Origin of the sequence: Pseudomonas versuta (assembly GCF_001294575.1) — a bacterium.
Taxonomy (GTDB): domain Bacteria; phylum Pseudomonadota; class Gammaproteobacteria; order Pseudomonadales; family Pseudomonadaceae; genus Aquipseudomonas; species Aquipseudomonas versuta.
Genome location: NZ_CP012676.1, coordinates 1,665,785 through 1,683,132, shown reverse-complemented (window position 1 = coordinate 1,683,132; position 17,348 = coordinate 1,665,785). Strand labels below are relative to the sequence as shown.

The 17,348-nt window shown below is 54.0% G+C and carries 18 protein-coding genes and 3 pseudogenes; 4 read left to right on the top strand and 17 right to left on the bottom strand.

The annotated features are described in order from the left end of the window. Positions 1-117: 117 nt before the first annotated feature. Positions 118-1,411 (bottom strand): annotated as a pseudogene (locus tag AOC04_RS07610) (carbohydrate porin). Between the two features lie 857 nt (positions 1,412-2,268). Here AOC04_RS07610 and AOC04_RS07605 point away from each other — a divergent pair. Next, the gene (locus AOC04_RS07605) at positions 2,269-4,668 is read left to right on the top strand and encodes a membrane-bound PQQ-dependent dehydrogenase, glucose/quinate/shikimate family (RefSeq protein ID WP_125878534.1); all 2,400 of its coding nucleotides are present in this window, start codon (positions 2,269-2,271) and stop codon (positions 4,666-4,668) included. A gap of 66 nt (positions 4,669-4,734) precedes the next feature. Here the strand turns inward: AOC04_RS07605 and AOC04_RS07600 are convergent, their stop codons facing one another. Further along, a complete protein-coding gene (locus AOC04_RS07600; RefSeq protein WP_060692063.1) occupies positions 4,735-5,343 on the bottom strand; it encodes a hypothetical protein in 609 nt (202 codons plus the stop codon). Between the two features lie 873 nt (positions 5,344-6,216). Here AOC04_RS07600 and AOC04_RS07595 point away from each other — a divergent pair. Together AOC04_RS07595 and AOC04_RS24120 are read left to right on the top strand one after the other, a co-directional pair. Beyond that, positions 6,217-6,558, top strand: a complete 342-nt coding sequence (locus tag AOC04_RS07595; protein WP_237178978.1) for a GNAT family N-acetyltransferase — start codon at positions 6,217-6,219, stop codon at positions 6,556-6,558. After that, positions 6,492-6,692, top strand: coding sequence for a GNAT family N-acetyltransferase (locus AOC04_RS24120; protein ID WP_237178896.1), 201 nt, complete (start codon positions 6,492-6,494; stop codon positions 6,690-6,692). Before AOC04_RS07595 ends, AOC04_RS24120 begins: the two co-directional genes overlap by 67 nt. 658 nt (positions 6,693-7,350) lie before the next feature. Here AOC04_RS24120 and AOC04_RS07590 read toward each other — a convergent pair. The 7 genes and pseudogenes from AOC04_RS07590 to AOC04_RS07565 form a co-directional block, all read right to left on the bottom strand. Continuing rightward, positions 7,351-8,514: pseudogene (locus tag AOC04_RS07590) on the bottom strand (Y-family DNA polymerase); the annotation flags it as partial. A 191-nt stretch (positions 8,515-8,705) separates the two neighbouring features. Continuing rightward, positions 8,706-9,452 (bottom strand): glucose 1-dehydrogenase, encoded by a 747-nt coding sequence (locus AOC04_RS07585; RefSeq protein WP_060692061.1) that lies wholly within the window; start codon positions 9,450-9,452, stop codon positions 8,706-8,708. Between the two features lie 121 nt (positions 9,453-9,573). Then, positions 9,574-10,014 (bottom strand): DMT family transporter, encoded by a 441-nt coding sequence (locus tag AOC04_RS07580; RefSeq protein WP_060692058.1) that lies wholly within the window; start codon positions 10,012-10,014, stop codon positions 9,574-9,576. 1 nt (position 10,015) lies between these two features. Continuing rightward, positions 10,016-10,957 carry an alpha/beta fold hydrolase gene (locus AOC04_RS07575; RefSeq protein ID WP_073514958.1) on the bottom strand — a complete coding sequence of 314 codons (942 nt, stop codon included), beginning with the start codon at positions 10,955-10,957 and terminating at the stop codon, positions 10,016-10,018. Between the two features lie 48 nt (positions 10,958-11,005). Further along, the gene (locus AOC04_RS07570; protein WP_205891794.1) at positions 11,006-11,638 is read right to left on the bottom strand and encodes a TetR/AcrR family transcriptional regulator; all 633 of its coding nucleotides are present in this window, start codon (positions 11,636-11,638) and stop codon (positions 11,006-11,008) included. 147 nt (positions 11,639-11,785) lie between these two features. Beyond that, positions 11,786-11,908: pseudogene (locus AOC04_RS23380) on the bottom strand (Y-family DNA polymerase); the annotation flags it as partial. After that, positions 11,898-12,326: a LexA family protein gene (locus tag AOC04_RS07565; protein WP_060692055.1), complete on the bottom strand. Its 429-nt coding sequence runs from the start codon at positions 12,324-12,326 to the stop codon at positions 11,898-11,900. The gene AOC04_RS07565 and the pseudogene AOC04_RS23380, both read right to left, overlap by 11 nt. Positions 12,327-12,476: 150 nt before the next feature. Between AOC04_RS07565 and AOC04_RS07560 the strand changes: the two genes are divergently transcribed. Beyond that, the gene (locus AOC04_RS07560; RefSeq protein ID WP_060692053.1) at positions 12,477-13,175 is read left to right on the top strand and encodes an SOS response-associated peptidase family protein; all 699 of its coding nucleotides are present in this window, start codon (positions 12,477-12,479) and stop codon (positions 13,173-13,175) included. Positions 13,176-13,206: 31 nt separating this feature from the next. On the opposite strand, the gene AOC04_RS24115 is transcribed toward AOC04_RS07560, so the two are convergent. The 8 genes from AOC04_RS24115 to AOC04_RS07520 all read right to left on the bottom strand — a co-directional run bounded on the left by AOC04_RS24115 (position 13,207) and on the right by AOC04_RS07520 (position 17,139). Beyond that, on the bottom strand, positions 13,207-13,416 hold the full coding sequence (locus AOC04_RS24115; RefSeq protein ID WP_060692051.1) for a hypothetical protein: 210 nt from the start codon (positions 13,414-13,416) through the stop codon (positions 13,207-13,209). A gap of 66 nt (positions 13,417-13,482) precedes the next feature. Further along, positions 13,483-13,743, bottom strand: coding sequence for a hypothetical protein (locus AOC04_RS07550; protein ID WP_060692050.1), 261 nt, complete (start codon positions 13,741-13,743; stop codon positions 13,483-13,485). 72 nt (positions 13,744-13,815) lie between these two features. Further along, positions 13,816-14,337, bottom strand: a complete 522-nt coding sequence (locus AOC04_RS07545; RefSeq protein ID WP_073514956.1) for a lysis system spanin subunit — start codon at positions 14,335-14,337, stop codon at positions 13,816-13,818. Next, on the bottom strand, positions 14,334-14,867 hold the full coding sequence (locus AOC04_RS07540) for a glycoside hydrolase family 19 protein (protein WP_060692048.1): 534 nt from the start codon (positions 14,865-14,867) through the stop codon (positions 14,334-14,336). Before AOC04_RS07540 ends, AOC04_RS07545 begins: the two co-directional genes overlap by 4 nt. Positions 14,868-14,924: 57 nt before the next feature. Further along, entirely contained in the window at positions 14,925-15,197 is a 273-nt protein-coding gene (locus tag AOC04_RS07535; protein ID WP_060692046.1) for a hypothetical protein, read from the bottom strand. Further along, a complete protein-coding gene (locus tag AOC04_RS07530; protein ID WP_060692044.1) occupies positions 15,190-15,534 on the bottom strand; it encodes a hypothetical protein in 345 nt (114 codons plus the stop codon). Before AOC04_RS07530 ends, AOC04_RS07535 begins: the two co-directional genes overlap by 8 nt. Beyond that, positions 15,534-16,412 (bottom strand): pyocin knob domain-containing protein, encoded by an 879-nt coding sequence (locus tag AOC04_RS07525; RefSeq protein WP_060692042.1) that lies wholly within the window; start codon positions 16,410-16,412, stop codon positions 15,534-15,536. The genes AOC04_RS07530 and AOC04_RS07525 overlap by 1 nt, the downstream gene beginning before the upstream one ends. Positions 16,413-16,473: 61 nt before the next feature. After that, positions 16,474-17,139: a hypothetical protein gene (locus AOC04_RS07520; RefSeq protein WP_060692040.1), complete on the bottom strand. Its 666-nt coding sequence runs from the start codon at positions 17,137-17,139 to the stop codon at positions 16,474-16,476. Positions 17,140-17,348: the final 209 nt, after the last annotated feature.

Below are 17,348 nucleotides of genomic sequence, written 5' to 3'. Positions count from 1 at the left end.
CTGCAAAACCTCCTTTTAGAAATAATCATACTCAATCATAAAGTGTCGAAGGCAAAGCAGTGATGCATAGCTTGATTGGCGCAGGGTTTTCGCTGAATGCTCACCCAAACGACTCTTTTAAAACGTCACTTTGACCTGTAGGCCAGCGGCCAATGCGTTGGCTCTTTTTTTACCGGAGAAAGCACCCGGCTCGATGTAATACTGCAGGTCCGGACGCAGCAACAGCCATGGGGTGACCTGCGCACCATAATTGAGCTCAAGCATTTGCTCGCCATTGTCGAGGCTGGCGATAATTTCGGATTCGCCGAGGCTGGTTGCAGCCGATTCTTGTAGGTCCCGCGCTCGCGAATTGAGCACGGCTCGACCGTAGCCAAATGCGATGGTGTCATGCGGGCGGCTGGCAAATGGCTTTTGCTTGACCAGGCCGACCGAATACCAGCGCCGCATCGGCGAGGTTGCCGCGTTGCTGGTGGCCGCCTGGCCAAACAGACGCAGCACACTTTCAGGGTCTTGCTCATCCCGCCAGATAGCCTGGTCCATCAGCACATAAGCACCGGTGCGGTTGCTGCTTTTTTCGATGCTGCCAATTTTTGGCGAGTGCGAACTGTCGTAGTACCAACCTGCTTTGTATTAGCCACTGAGAAAGGCGTGGTTATTGAAGATAGCTTCCAGTGGCAAAATGGCCCCGGTGGTATCGTGTCTGGGCATTGAAAACGCTTCAGAGGGAAGACTGTTGTGCTCCGGGTTGACCTGGAATACCGCTGTTTGCAACGTCAGTGAGTCGTTAACGTCATAGCGTAACTCTGCCCCCCAATGGGCCGTGGGATAGTTGCCCCACCCACTTCCGCTGGACATGGTCAACGGATGCGCACAAAAGCCGGCGCTCACAAAATTGGTCAAAATCGGCATGCCACCAAAATCGGTGCCCATCACCAGGTAACCGACTGTGGCGGACACCGCTGCAGAGAACAGATTGCGCTGGTAACTGAACTCAGTCAGTCGGGTGTATTCCCCTCCGTAGTTTTCTTGTGCTGACAGCCGATTGCCGAGCAAGTCTTCCGTGGCGCTATTGCCGCGACGGTCGTTAACCATTATCTGCACAAATCCGGCGTCCGGAGTGTCGAGCAATTTACTCAGATCAAACTTGACAGCCACACGTAATTGCTGCGCATAACGCGTACCGCGTTTGATCCCCCCATGCAGGTTAGAAATTGTTTCTGAGCTGTAATCACCGGTAATCGTGATTCCCTTGTCAGCAAGCTTTCGACGCTCACCGCCCCAATCACCGGTAAGTGTCGAACGATTCATCAGGGCGGATGAGTCCGCCAGTGCCCAGGATGGAGTCAAGATACTTAATGACAAACCGCCGCACAGGCTGGTGTGCCAGCAGGGTGCGCAAAGAAAAAAGCATTTGGGCTGTGCTCCGTAAAAAATGTTGGTGTACTGATCCACCACGCGCGGACCTGGCAGCAGGCTGGCCGTTCCTGCTTAACGCCTGAAAGTTTCGTCAGAACCGGGGCGCTGGCCAGCCATTGAAAACCCGGGCCGAACCGGTTTCTACCGGCGGCATCAAGGGGGGTCCATGATCTGGTTTCTTGAGGGGCAGCCCCGTCAATGCAACGTGATTACGGGTGCTCGAAGCCGCCGGGAACTTCGCTTTACAGTGGCATCGTCGCCCTGAAAGTTATTGAACTACAGATGTCATCGGGCGCGAGTCGTGAGGGCAAGTTTAAGCGGATGATTTTTTGGATATATCCACGAAATTGAAAAATTATGTGGGTGATGAGGCAATAATCCACCGGTAATCTACGGACTTTCGCTTGCAAAAGCGGCGATCATTTTCTGAACAAGTTGCTCTTGAGATCATTAGTGGATCGAGCCAAAAGAGGACTTGGAGAATAAGCAACCTCCAGGCCACCACGGATTGTTACTGTTTTTTGAACAATGTTTCTCCTGCTGTTGGATTTATCCAAATCCGCCCCCGTATAAACTGACTCAGCGTCTCTGGGCAACGAACAGAGCGTCGAGAATCCTCAATACCCAAGCAAACACCTGCCTTACTTTTCGTAGAGTCCTCGGCGTTGATGTCCAGTGCTCACTTGTTGTCGACAAGATGCGCAATCCAACACGCGCCACCATCAGTGCATTACGGATCGAACTGAACATTCGACTCAGCTGTTCGCACCCGGCGCGAACAGTCTTGTATCCACTAGCAGAGCATTCACGAAAATGACGAATGACAATCCATCTCCAACTGCAAGGCTCTCCATGAGCAATATCGCGAGGGTCCTGTTTTCCCTGTTTGTATTTACCGTGGGCATCGCTTTGATTTATGGCGGTATCCAACTAGTGGCACTGGGCGGCTCAAGTTACTACTTGATTGCAGGCTTGGCTTATCTGGTGCTTACCGTCCTCTTTCTGTTGCGCAAGCGCCTTGGCATTACCCTCTCCGTTGCCATCTTCCTGGCAACTTGTGCCTGGGCCTTTTATGAGGTCGGTCAGTTCAGCTATTGGGAACTGTTGCCACGCCTGGTCGTGCCAGCCATTATCCTGACGCTCAGCTTGTGGGTGGGCGCCGCGTTGCCGGACACGTCCTTGAATACTCGACGCGTTGCCAACCGCTTAGGGATCGCCGTATTCCTGGCATTGATCGCGACCTTTATTGCTGCGTTCTACCCGCACGGAGGGATCTCCAACCCGGTCGCTGCCACTGGCACACCCAAGGCCGAAGAGCCCTCCGGCATCGATCAAAACTGGGAGTTCTTTGGGCGTAATGCATCGGGAACAAGGTTTGCCCCTTACACGCAAATCACACCGGACAACGTCAAGGATCTGCAGGTTGCATGGACCTACAGAACAGGCCGTCGCACCACGGGTGCTGGCGCGGGTGTAGACGAAAACACACCGTTACAGATCGGTAACGTTCTGTACTCGTGCACGCCGGAAAACCTGATAACCGCCCTGGACGGTGATACCGGGACCCCGATCTGGAAATTCGATCCCCACGCCAAAAGCGAAGAGCATGTAACTTGCCGCGGTGTGGGCTATTACGACATCGATAAAGACGACAGCCTGAGCGCTGAGGTCAAGGCGTCATACAGCACTGAACAGCAGTGCCGCCAGCGTATTCTGGTGTCGTCTGTAGATGCCCGATTGTTCGCACTTGATGCGCATACCGGCACCCTGTGCCCGAGCTTTGGCGACAACGGTTACGTTGATCTCAAGAAAGGCATGGGCCCGACAGAACACAGCAAGCGCTATCACCCAACCTCACTGCCAGTAGTCATGGGCCATCTCACCGTGGTCGGTGGCTGGGTACGTGACATTGTGGCAGGCGAGCCTTCCGGCGCCGTGCGTGCATTCGACGTCCTGACCGGTGCGTTGGTGTGGGCATGGGATGTGGGCGCTCCAGAGGCCAAGGACACAGCAGCAGCCGATCATCAGTTCACCCTTGAGACGCCTAACGTTTGGACTGTTCCGACCTACGATAAAGAGTTGAATCTGGTTTACCTGCCTACGGGTAATGGCCCGCCCGACTACTGGGGTGGTGATCGCAACCAGGTCAAAGAAAAGTTTGGTACAGCGGTCGTTGCAGTCGATGCATCAACCGGTAAAGCCAAGTGGGTTTATCAGATCGTTCACCATGATGTCTGGGATTATGACCTGCCTTCGCAGCCGGTCCTCTATGACATCAAAAACGCCCAGGGCGTGAAAACTCCAGTCCTGATCCAGACCAGCAAAACCGGCAACATTTTTGTGCTGGATCGTCGTACCGGCAAGCCAGTCACAGAAGTTGAAGAACGCGCTGTTCCTACCTCGCCAGCAGCCGAAGGCGAGCATCTTTCGCCTACCCAACCCTTCTCCGTAGGGATGCCGACCATTGGGGTCGACCCGCTGACAGAGAAGTCCATGTGGGGCGTGACGACATTCGACCAACTGTATTGCCGGATCATGTTCAAAGACTCCGTGTACCTGGGTCCATTTACACCTCCAAGTGAAAAACCGTACATCGAATGGCCAGGTTTGCTGGGCGGCATGAACTGGGGCGGCATCTCCATCGACGAAAACACCGGCATGATGTTCGTCAACGACATGCGTATGCCGCTGCGCATGTCACTGGTCACTAAGGAAGACACCAAGAAGTTCAAGGTTTCGAGCGATGAAGTGCCTGGTTTCATGGGAACCATTCGGCCACAAGTTGCCGGTATCTATGGCGGTGTAAAAATCGACATTCTGCAGTCACCACTAGGCGTACCGTGCAACACCCCGCCCTTCGGCAGCATGAGCGCAATCGACCTGAACAGCCAGAAACTGGTCTGGCAGGTCCCACTGGGCACCGTCCAGGACACCGGCCCGCTGGGTATCAAAACCCATATGCCGATCCCGTTGGGCATGCCGACCCTGGGTGGCCCGACCTCAACAGCATCTGGCCTGGTGTTCTTCGCCGGTACCCAGGACTACTACCTCAGAGCCCTCGATTCGGCCACCGGTAGAGAGGTCTGGAAAGCACGCCTGCCGGTTGGCGCGGTTGCAGCCCCGCTGATCTACAAATCCCCCGCCACCGGCAAGCAATACGTGGTCATCTCGGCAGGTGGCATGAGCCACTCGCCTGATGTGGGTGACTACATCATCGCTTATGCATTGCCGGACACCATTAACCAAAAATAACGCCTTGGTTGATGTGACCTGAAAAAGCCCGCTATCAGCGGGCTTTTTTTGTCGGGAACACTTTAATCAACCGATGCTTTCGGCCCTGGATTTTGCAGCCAGCCCCGAGCCAAATGCCGGTTTAACGACCTTGGTGTAAGCGGTGGTGTCACCGGACTGCCAAGCTTCCAGGTTGGCCAGTTTTTTATACAGATGCCAGGCTGAAAAGCTAAGCCCTATGGCGACAGCGATACCACCATAGATCCCAATCGGATTAATGATGTTGTAGATGGTCGCACCCGGCCCCTTCCATGATTTTTCGGCAACGTTGTAGGCATACAGTGCAACCGGAATGACTAACACTAACCAGCTCGCAAACCAGAACAGAAAACCCGCACAGGCTGGACGAATCGTCAGATTATACAATTTGTGCGATAGCTTGCTTTTGATGACTTGACGCTCACCGGCGGCATTTTCTATGCCGCCAATGATCAGCGCTTTTTTGAATCCCGGCGCAAAAAACCACACGCGGTTTTTTGTATCCTTACCGACACCCGTCAGGTACTGATGAACCTCAGGCTCCATTACCAAACGCTCAATCTGCCGGCCATCAATGGTCGCCTTGAACACATCTTTACCGGGCTCAATCCGGCTCAAGTTAGAAATCACACAGTCCGAAGTAAAGAACTTAGGCACAAAAAAATCCTGTTGTTGTGGCGTTAATGCGGTATCAAAATGATATCAAAGTGCCTTTATGGTGCCTAGACCGCCCTTCTAGAACATCCAGCAATATCCACCTGCAGCCAAAACATCCGGCCATGGACGGCCAGTCAGCATCCCCATCGCCCACGATGAAGTGTGTAGCCGCGCATCGAGTTCCAGTCGCGACGACCTGAGACGCTTGCAACCCTGGGAGTGTCCCAATCTATCTCAAACAGAAGCCTGCCCCCCGTGGCTGGGCAGCCTGTTTACGGGCGAAAGTCAGTCACTCTTGGTAGACTTGCGCCCCTTCACGAATCAGGCGTATTTGGGCCGTCTAACTGATGCTGCCGTCGGTGCATATCCGTGCTCTGATCGTGGCCATGGTCAACTGGTACAATTCAAAAATGAGTTGGTACCTTGTACCAGCGAGCCATCAAAAACGCACTTTTACCCCCTAAAACACGCCTAAAACACGTAGAGCAAAATGGTACAGAATTCAGTTGCACCCCACGTAAACACGGGCTCTGCGGTGTCCAGACGCTTTAGCGTGGCCCCTATGATGGATCGAAGCCACTGACTTAAAAAATCATTATTAATCAATAACTTATGTTTTATTTCAGTATTGCTGTAGCAAAATTAAAGCAGCCCGTTAGACTTGATTGAAACTGCGACTTAAGCGCTCTCCCCCGATCCGTCCAATCAAAGACAGTACGAGTCCTTGTCGTTTCCTACGGAGTTCTGCTGACTGATAATTTTTCCTAGAACTCCAAAACTGACAGTGTTGTAAGAGGGTCTGCTTTCGGCCAAAAACGGACCTTCGAACAAGATTCAAGGGCACCATAAATCCAAACAAAAAAAGCAGCGGACATGAAAAAGGAATTTACCCTTCGAACTGCACAACCAGGAGATGGCGAAGCTATTTTCCATGTCACTCGGCAGTCGATAGCCGAGCTGTCGAACGGACTGTATACCCCAGAGCAACTCAATGGCTGGATGGGCGAAAGGACCCCAGAGTTTTATGAGCGACTGATAAAACAAGGGCAACTGGTGGTGGCCCTGCAACTGGGCAGGATCGTTGGCTTTGTCGATTCAGAGCCAGGAGAAGTGACGCGCTTTTTCTTCTTCGCGAGGCCTCCAGTAAGGTGCTTGGTGCGCATTTGCTCAAGACAGGTATTGATAATGCACGTGGGCCTGACATCCGCTTTATAAAGGTAGAGTCGACTTTAAACGCAGAAGGCTTCTATAAAAAGCATGGCTTTGTGGCACAAAAGCACGGTTTTTTCAGTCACGGTGTGGGTGGGCTACCCATAGAAATCATTCACATGAAGCTTGAGTTGGAATGATTTATTCTGCCTGCCGCCACAGGCGCCCGGAAGAATTGGATTAATTGGCGAAAGTCAGTCTTGGGACGATTCGGCTAGTAAACGAGGTCGGCTCAAACAATTGGCTGTACCACATCACTACCGCTCCCCCCGGCATGTGGTCAGACTGGTGTGACTTTTAGCCCTATTTCCAGCCGTCTTCGATGACTATTGAATGCAACCAACGGCAGGTTTTGGACTGGCACAGGCGACTGAATAGCGCCCGGTATTTTAGACATCTCCAGCCACTACTCCGGCGCTGAACTGGGGCAGCTGATATAAGCTGCAAATAAGGTATCAGCAACTGACTCGCGCGGGCCGGTGCTGACGATTCTGAAGAGGAAGCAGGCGTAGATTTGGAGAAGCCACGCAAAAGTCACGCACATGAAAAAGCCCAACTCGCGAAAGTTGGTCTAAGTCATTGAAAAACATGGTCGGGACGGAGTGATTCCAACACTCGACCCCTAGCACCCCATGCTTGCATAACTCCTAAAAGCCCAATGAAATCAGGGCTTTGCATCTCGCGCTCGCTGCAACGACGCCCCACGATGCTTGACCCTGAGTAGCAATTCCCCGAATATCTCCCGACGCACATATCAACCTTCCTTGGCGTCCTGCCAACTGAAAATCCACTTCCCATCTACCTACAAGACACCTGCCATAATTGCTGAATCTGTGTCGTGTAGCTCTGACTCATCATCTCTCGCCTCATACCCCAATCGGGGTTGCTCGGCACACTCGCTGCACGCAGCGTACCCCTTCCCCAGCGACCATTGATTTCATCCAGCACAGCCATCACCCGGGATGCTTCTGCCGGCTGGTTAACTGCAAACAGATCATCTGAAAACTCACCAGGCTGCCGAAGGTCCAGCAGCAAGACCTCAGCCTTGCTGTACTTAAATCCGGGTTGAAATACATGATCGAGTGCATCCACTGCAGCCTTTGTCAGCAGCCGTACATCGTCAGTGGGATAAGGAAGCGTTACCACCACTCCCTTGGCGTATTTGGCCTCATCCGGATTGAACATACCGGTGCGGATACTGACCCGAACCTTTTTACAGTAGGACTTCTGGGCGCGCAGCTTCTCTGAGGCACGCATCATGTAAGTGGCCACCGCCTCTTTTATGGGTGCCAGCTCAGTCAGTCGTTTGCCGAACATGCGGCTGCAACAGATTTCCTGCTTTGGCGGATCAGGCTCGTCCAGCTCAAGACAAGGCGTCCCGGCTAACTCCCGGGCGGTTTTCTCAATAACGATGCTGAATTTCTTGCGCAGCGTCCACGGATCAGCCTTGGCTAGGTCCATGGCAGTACGAATGCCCATTGTTTCCAGGTGTGCAGTCATTTTCCGCCCTACCCCCCACACCTCAGAGACGTCTGTATTACGCAGCACCCAATCGCGTTCAAAGTCCCCGCATAGGTTCACGACCCCGCCGGTTTGGGCCTGTAATCGCTTCGCAGTGTGGTTGGCTAGCTTGGCCAGGGTTTTGGTATGCGCGATCCCTACGCCGACGGGGATGCCGGTACATTGAAATATGCGGCTGCGTATTTTCCGCCCCATGGCCGAAGCATCAGCTATGCCGGTCAGATCAGCGAATGACTCATCAATGCTGTAGACCTCCACCGCCGGCACCATCGCTTCGATCAAGCTCATGACCCGCTCGCTCATGTCGCCATACAGCGCATAGTTCGATGAGAAGGCCACAATGCCCAGCTTCTCCAGGCGATGCTTTATCTGGAAATACGGCTCCCCCATTTTCACGTGGGGCTTGGCGTCATAGCTGCGAGCAATTACGCAGCCGTCAGTCGATCTGAATGATACTAACTGTTAGTAAGCCACAACCTGTTGATTCTACAACACAATAAGCTCCTAACATTTTCCCGTTGAGAGCGCAGGTGCGATATCAATACAATATCGTGCCAGGCTTTATGCCTGTAACCAGTCTCAGATGACTGATAAGCACGGCACCCTTCTCATGTTATTCGAATCTATGCGGGCTAACGCATCCCTCCGGAGGCGAAAAGCCGCTCCCCCGTCAGCCAACGCGCAGCATCCGAAGCCAGGATCACGGCCACATCGGCAATATCTTCGGGCTTTCCGCCCCGACCTAGAGGCGTCGAGGCAATCAGATTTTTTTCCATATCCGACCCGGTGATACCGGTGCGATGGGTGCCCTCGGTTTCCGTATATCCCGGATTAATCGCGTTTACGCGGATTTTGCGCGGAGCTAACTCTTTAGCAAGCACCCCGGTAATGGCGTCGACAGCAGCTTTTGTGCCGCTGTAAAGAACGGAGTCTGCTGGCAACAGGGAGGTGATACTCGAGCTGATGTTGATGATGCTGGCGCCTTCGCCCAGGTGTTTGACGGCTGCACGAGTCATTAGGAGTAGGCCTAGCACGTTGGTATTGAATTGAAGATGGAAATCGTCCTCAGTAACCTCTTCGATTGGGCTAAAAGCATAAATCCCGGAGTTATTGACCACGATATCCAAGCGACCAAATTCGTCAATGGCTGACTGAACAAACGCCTCGGCGTCTTCAGCTTTAGTGACGTCGCCACCTGTCGCCGTTGCCCGTCCTCCTGCCGCTGTAATTTGAGCAACTACCGTTTCGGCTGCCGATTGGCTTTTGGCATAACCAACAACCACTGCAGCGCCCTGCGCGGCCAGTGCCTTCGCGATGGCAGCGCCAATACCTTTGGATGCACCGGTAACGAGTGCCACTTTTCCTTCCAGACTCTTCATATGCTCTACCTTTAAATCGTAATGTTAAGGCCGTAAACGGCTCCGATGTGATGAGCGTTTACGACCAACTCCTCATCGGCAGCAAATATCGCGCGCCCACGCCTCAGAGCTTTTTGGAAACCTAAACACTCATCAGCACCGCACCAGCAATTAGTAATACTGCCGCCGCCATTCGTTGAACGCTAAAGGGCTGTATAGCCATCTCGAACCAACCCAGGCGATCCAGAGTCATGGCCGCAAGAACCTGCCCTGTCATGACCAATGCGATCATGTTGGCGGCGCCAATACGAGGAGCGACGGCGGTCATTGCGGACAGCACAACAGCGCCGCATAGCCCTCCGATCCAGGCCCACCAAGGTAGGCCTGTCATCTGAGAAAGTCTTGGCCAAGGCTTCCCTGAGGCCAGCGCGAGGGAGGCAAGTATCGTCGCTACAACCACCGACGAGAGCGCTGCTGCCCACAGAGGGCCGCCTATTGCCCGTCCCAACCGGGCATTCACGACCGCCTGCAGGGGCAGCATCACGCCAGCGGCGGCGGCTAGGAGAAACAGGAACAAAGGCATGTTATTTCCCTTGCGGCTTGAGGAAGTCCACCAACAAATCGGCTATTCGATTGGCGGCTTCTTCTGGCAGATAGTGGCCGGCGTCAAGGATCACATCACCCTGAACATTAGTCGCCAAGGCCTGCAACGCCTTGACAATATGATCGCCGACCCCTCGATCCGCCCCCAACGCCAGCACCGGTATATCAAGTGGCTTCTCAGCGCGAAGCCGGTTTGCGGCAACTCCTTCTGGCGACAAGGCGCACTGGTAGTAGCGGGTCGCGGCTCGTAATGCGCCAGGTGCGGCCAGCTGACGTGCATAAACGGCGATGTCTTCGGCAGTGATAGTCCAGGGCTGCAGTGACTTGACACGAAACAACCAAGTGAGAAACACGTCTTCGCGTCCGCTAATCAACAGCTCTGGGAGATCGTCGAGTTGGTTGAACGCAAAATGCCAACTACGTCGGTTAGCCTCATCGACGGACAGGTCAGTACGCGGCGCAGAAACGCCGGGAATCAAAGCGTCAAGCAATGCGATGCGTCGGATATCCGAGCGCCAGTCTGCAGCCCACGCATAAGCAATCCAAGCGCCTACGTCGTGCCCCACAACATCGATAGGCCCTCTTTCGAATAGCCCTATTGTTTCAGCAAATGAGCGCAGTTCAGCGGCTACAGTACCCAGATCATAATCATCTATCGGTGCATCACTTTCCCCCATACCGCGAGGGTCGACCGCAATGACTCGATAACCGGCATCCACCAATTGGGGCATTACATAGCGCCATGCATACCAGCTCTGTGGCCAGCCAGGAATCAGCAATACAGGCGGGCCCTCACCTCCCTCAACGTAGTGAAGATTGACATCGCCAACTCGCGCACTTGCATGGTGAAAGCACTTCCAGAAATCGGTGCGCATCATGAAATCTGCGCCAACGTACTGCGGCTGCTCTGATCGAACGTTCATGACTCCCCCTAAATGGAATTGATCGTTTCCTAATTAAGTAAAATACTATTAAAGCAACTGCATCAGCTCGCAAACCATTCCAAGCATTCGCTTGGCATCAGTTTTCGTTTTGCCGACCACCCGCATACCCTGCTGAAGGGTCAAAAGCAATTTTGCCATATTGGCGGGATCGAGCTCCTTACGGATAGAACCATCAAGCTGGCCCTCCTCGATCAGACGGCGCAGTTGGGCTTCTCGCCTGTTCTGCTGCGCAGCGATCAAGGTTGCAATCTCTTTATCCGCCAACGAAAGCTCAACGGCGGTTTCGACCACCAGACATCCTGTAAGGCCTGTCGCCTCGCAGCTAAGGCGTGCATAGTGAGTGAGTAGGGACTCGATTTTGTCACGGCCCGAGTGTGCGCTCGCCAGGCAAGCAGCAATAGCTTCTGCACGGAGCGCGATATACCGATCAAGCGCTGCCAGGAACAGGCCACGCTTGTCGCCCCAGGCCTTGTAGATGCTGCCCGAAGTGAGCCCCAGACACGCATTCAAGTCCGAGATCGAGGTGCCGTGGAATCCATATTCACTGAAACGCGTGATCGCCTTGTCCAGCGCCGCTTGGGTGTCGAACTCGCGTGGCCGGCCGGGGCGGGCAGAAATTTCAGATTTGGTGACCATGGGGCCAGTATAGGAAATAAACATTTCCAAATAAAGACCTAGAAGCAAAAATTTTACGTTTCTCGGTTCGTTATCTTGCGTGGGTTTTCGTAGGGTCGGAAATGGGGGCTCCGGAGTACGTCACGAGTTACGCGGGCTGTACACGAATTACTAACATTTCCCACCCCTCAGATCATTGTTGCTCAGTACCACGATGGGTACTTTGGCCAGATCAGGACGAAACACACGCTCACAGCTGGCATAGAAGCTGTTGCAATCGATGAGCGCGAATACTGGATCTGGCTTAATTGCCATGGCTGCGCACTGTGTAAGTGATCACTCCCCAAATGGAGAGATCGTCTCCTTCGAGCACGTGCCGGTCTGGGTATTTCGAGTTTTCAGACTGAAGAATGACCTTCTTTTCTCGCAAGCAAAGACGTTTGCAAATCGGATCGTTATTGAGCAACGCTACAACCACATCGCCGTGGACCGGTTCGAGTGAGCGGTCGACAACGGCCACATCCCCGGAATAGATCCCAGCTCCCTGCATGCTATCCCCATCGATTGATACCAGGTAAACATGCGGAGCGCGGATGTTCAGCAGTTGGTCTAACGAGATTTCCTTTTCGAGATGGTCTGCAGCTGGGGACGGGAATCCGGCCGGGACCTTGAAAGAACCAAGAGGCAGGCGAATGCCCCCCTCAGCAATTGGACCCAGAGAAGTGAAGCTCATGACGCACGCCTTAAGTTAACTGTATGTACGTACAGTTAACTGTGGTGCGTGATTTTGGTCAATTTGTCTGTGGGGATTTTCGACGAGAGGAACATCCCGAGCACTTCGAGCTACGCTTTGCGAAGGTTCCCTTTGCAAGAGGTCACCACCATGTGCGGACGATTTGTGCAGTATCAGGGCATTTCTGATTATCTGGAGGTGTTGGCACCTGACCGGGTCGTCGTGAGCGGGTATGACAATCAGCCCATAGGTCGCTACAACGTCGCTCCTGGCACGCGCGTAAGCATTCTTCACAGCACAGATGAGGGGCTGCGGATTGATCCCGTCCACTGGGGCTGGGCGCCGTTTTGGGCCAAGGGCAAACGCCCTGACCCGATCAACGCCAGAGTGGAAACAGTCACAACCGGGAAGTTCTTCAAACAACTCTGGCCCAAAGACCGCGCCTTGGTTATGGCTGATGGATGGTATGAGTGGGTCAAGGATCCGGATGATCTCAAGAAGAAACAGCCCTACTTCATTCGTCTGAAAAGTCAGATGCCGATGTTCTTCGCGGCGTTGGCCGAAGTTCACACGGGCCTGGAGCCTCATGAAGGGGATGGGTTTGTGATTATCACTGCTGCCAGTGATCAGGGGATGGTCGACATTCATGATCGACGGCCCGTGGTGTTCTCACCCGAGCATGCGCGAGAGTGGTTGGGAAACGACCTCGATCAAAAAATCGCTGAAGAATTGGTGTTGAGCTGTTGCCAGCCAACTGAGGACTTTGAGTGGTACCCGGTTGGAAACGCGGTGGGGAATGTGAAAAACCAAGGGCCCGAACTGGTCAGGCCGCTGAAGCCATTAACGTAAAAACTCACAGAGGCTGTGGGGTGAGACAGTTCTAATGCAGTGCCTGCGATCCATCTGCAATCGCTCGGGGGTGATAGTCGACAACCGCCTGGTAGAGCGAGTCAGCCAACAAGCGGAGCCGCGCCAATTCATCTGGAGATTTGCCTGCAACTTCTGCCTCGCGATGGTGACGCATGGCTTCGATAGCCTGCTGGATCAATGGCTCTCCCGCTTCGATTATGCCCAATATTGTCCGTTTCATTTACGCACGCTCGTACACCTGTGAAATCACGCAGTCACGCCTCGATCACGCTTAACGCGTTCCCCATTACTTACCTAACTGAACGCGGCAGCTCACATATGCATCGCTACCAGGTACTGCTCCGTAGGAACGGCATTTGGCATCATCCACATAGTCTTTACCTGCCTTGGCGTCGGACAGGTTCTTCAAGCTCTGTTGCCGAATTTCATACCCTTTTGTTCCTGGCAAGCAGTCATCCCAGGCAATGAGTCCCGTTGCGCAGTCCAGTGGGTGGTTAGCGCACCCGGCAATAAATATCAGCAAAAAAGACAGCATTACAGTTTTCATGATCGACCCTCCCCGGCCGGCAGGGAGTTTGCCACTCTTTAATGCGCAAAAGAACGAACTAACTAGCGTTGCTCATCGTGCGACTGCTCTCGCGTAGGCCTGACAGGCCTGCAGCGCGATCAGTCCTTGATCGCCGTCGCCGGTGATTCCGATAATTCGTTGAGCATGCGCTGGGTCAAGTTGGGCTCTATGGGCTCCATAAACCACGCCGCCGGCGCCGGTGGTGGCCTGCACTCCGTCACGACCAACTGACTCGGTGGCGTCGAGTAGGACTGACAGCCGCAGGTCAGCAGTAGCAAGGCGATCACGCAGGCGTGCTTGTTTGGTTTGTTCATTGGTCAGGGCTCGGTAATGGGCTTGGTCGCTGGCTGCCAGCCATTGCTCCATGGCAATGCGTTTGTCCTGCTCCGCCAGAATCAGCGCGGAATTGGCGTTGGCCAGGTTGGTGAGCACGGTCTGGTGTGCAGTTTCCTGCGAGGCCAACTTCTGGCCGTAGGTATTGGCTTGCCACTCCCATGCGGCCCAGGCACTGCCTGCCATTAAGCCGAACATCAACAGCAGCGCCCCTCCCCACTTCACCGCCTCAACCTTCACGCCAACACCTTCAATGCCTGGGCATACAACGCCTGCCGATCAGCCGCGCCGTTCTGGCCACCGTTAATACGCTGGGTGATCTTGTCGAACTGCCTCGCGTCGGCCAGTGTGTTGAGTCCTCTGGAATCCCAGAACCACGCTGCTGACATGCAGGCGTGCTGTGGTTTTTCCAGCAGCTCGGGTTGCTTGATGAGGTCCAGTGCCAGCGCCTCGCTGCACATCATGTAATTAGCCCGGCCGGTGATTTGGATCAGACCTCTGCCGCGATACTTCGAACCGTCGCCCGGCTGGTTGTTGCCCAGATCACTACGTCCCTCGTAGCGGGCCTGTGCTTTGGTTGGCCCCCAAATCTCTTTCACATACCTGAGCTGGCCTGACTCGTGGCCAACCTGGGCGATGAAGGCTGCGATTCGCTTCGGGCCAACGATCTGGTACCGCACCATCGCGGTGTTTAGTAGGGGTGTAAAAACGCCGGCAACTTGGCCGGCGTTCGGAAGAATCTGCAGCAGTTGCTGCACAGTGATGGACATGGCTTTCTCCGGACAAAAAAATACCCGCACTCGGCGGGGTTCGATGTTGCGGATCAATCAGCTTGGGCGTGCTGGTCGCAGGCTTGAATCAGGATAACCATCTGCGCCGGCTTTCCAGGCTCGCACCAGAATCCGGTAATCACGCCACTCGCGTTCCGTGCCAGGGACCTCTTCACCATCCTCAATGGCTTCCAGCTGCTCGGCCACGAACTGACGCTCCTGCTCTACCCACTCAGACTCTGCAGCAATCAAGGGAGCTAAACGTGCCGCGTCGGCTTCTGCTTTGATGTCGGCCGCCTTACGCAATTTTGACCAGTCAATGTTACTCATCAGTAAGCTCCACAGGCTCAAAGGGCAAGGGTTTCGGGAGGGGCTGAGGCAGGACTAAAGGACCGCTTTTTTTGACCACAATGGGCGCCGGAAATGCTTGCTCCGGGCTGTAGTTGATGGGGTTGGGTAGCAACAAAGTCAGCGCCAGTTCACCGTTCACTCGCGTTACTGAGCCCATGAACCACGGGGAGTTGATGGCTTCTCTGGGCAGGAAATCACCCTCCTCTACTTTTGAAAAGTCGAATGCCTCGCCATTGGCAATAACCACTGACTCGCCTTTGATTTCGTAAAGTACCGACACGTTATCGAGGCGCTGAGGAAAGAATTCTATTTTCATTATTTCCACCGCCCGACTGACTGGAAGTACACAAAGTGAGATGCAGATACCACCGTGCCATATGTAAAGCTGGGGTGGGACAGGCTGGGCAGGACGCCCATATTCACTCCTGCAACGATCGGTCTACCGCTGGTGGCATAGGTTTGTATACAGGTGTAAATGACATCGCCTGTACCGTTAGCGCCATGCATGTATGCCATATCTATCTTGTGTGAAGGCTGACCAACAAATGGCATTGGCTGCCTGCCCACATCCCATGCAACGGCCTGCCCAGGTAAAACAGTCGCGTTAATGATCTGTTGCCCCCACGTCATCATGGTCCCGTCGGCGAACTTGACGTAGCTCCCACTGGCGTTATCTCCTCGCTCAATAATCGCGCCAGCCGACATACTGCCAGCGACATTGGAAGAGGTGTAAACGACTCTCCATGGTGCCCACTCACCAACAGATTGATATCGAATAGCACTCGTATCTCCAGTAATCCCGAATACTTCCTGCAAGGTCCAAGCCCCTTGCCCATGTACAGTTATGCGGACATAGAGCGGAGGGTAATAACCGGCTGAGGTTCCGGGCGGACCGTTTGTATAGGTTCCGTTTAGGGCATAAATACCGGCAGTAACCAATGCGTTAAGATCAGTGCCAGACCCCATAATTATTGCAGCCCCTCCATTCCAGCCGGCAGCGCCTACGACCAGAACTTTGCCTGCGGCCAAGTCATTATTTTTAGTCTGTAGATCAGCTGAAGCCGCCGTCCCAATCACTGAAAAATTGTCATAGAGCTCCTGCGTCATGTGATTAATTTTCTGACTGGCCACTCGCGGCGGATCGCCACCGAGCCCTGAGGGCGGCGTACCCAGGATGATTTCTTGTCGTGCCATGCTGTTCTCCAGGCGAAAAAATGCCCGCTCAGTGGCGGGCTGCGTTGCCGAGTTCACGGCATTAAAGATTGTCTACATCGACCAGAAAGAATGACCCATAAGCATTGTTGGAGGTCCCTCGGTTTGCTCCAAACTCATATATGATCGCTGACCGGTACTGAGCACCGCCAACGACACCTCTCCCCATCAGCGTCCTCAAAACCCCACGAGATATGGGCGAGCCACCGGGGTTTGGTACAGTTACGCCCTCCCACAGCGCGCAATATGACGCCGAAACCCATGCTGGGCTCTTGCCTGCGGTCGCGATACTTCCGCTGGTACCGGCAGTCACAGGAACAGTGCTGAAGTTAAGCAGCCGCATATACTTCGCTGTTGACTGAAATACTCTGACCCCAGCTGCGTTATAGACCTCAAGCCCAAAAGAAGTATCTCCAGGCGGATCAGCTGCAAATATCCAGTAATCCAACGCCGCGCCATTTGTTTCAGTAACTACTCGGTGAACGACGTTGCCCGCAGGGTCCAAGCTATTGAACACTGCCGCGTATGTGCCGGAACGAATCGCGATGATGCTATTTTTCTTGCCACTTGCGATATCGACCCCATAGCCTGCATCAGGCGACCTTGGCCTGCTCACGGCAGATCCTTTGGTCGTCATCACGTAGTTGGAATACGCAGAGTCAATCTGTAGGTTGTTGTTCTGATTGAAAATCTGGAGGCCCGCATCCATCAGTAAACTCCATACAAAATGGTCGTCGGACGCCGGATCGGTGGGCCGCTTCCCCACGACCACGATATTCCTGATGGAGTGACTTGAAAGATCGGCCGATTTACCGCATCACCTGGATACGTGTCAGTTGTGTCCGTGCTGTAGGCAAAACCACGCCCGCCCGCAAACGCAGGTATCGCAAACGCGCCTACGGCGGTCCCGGTGAAGAC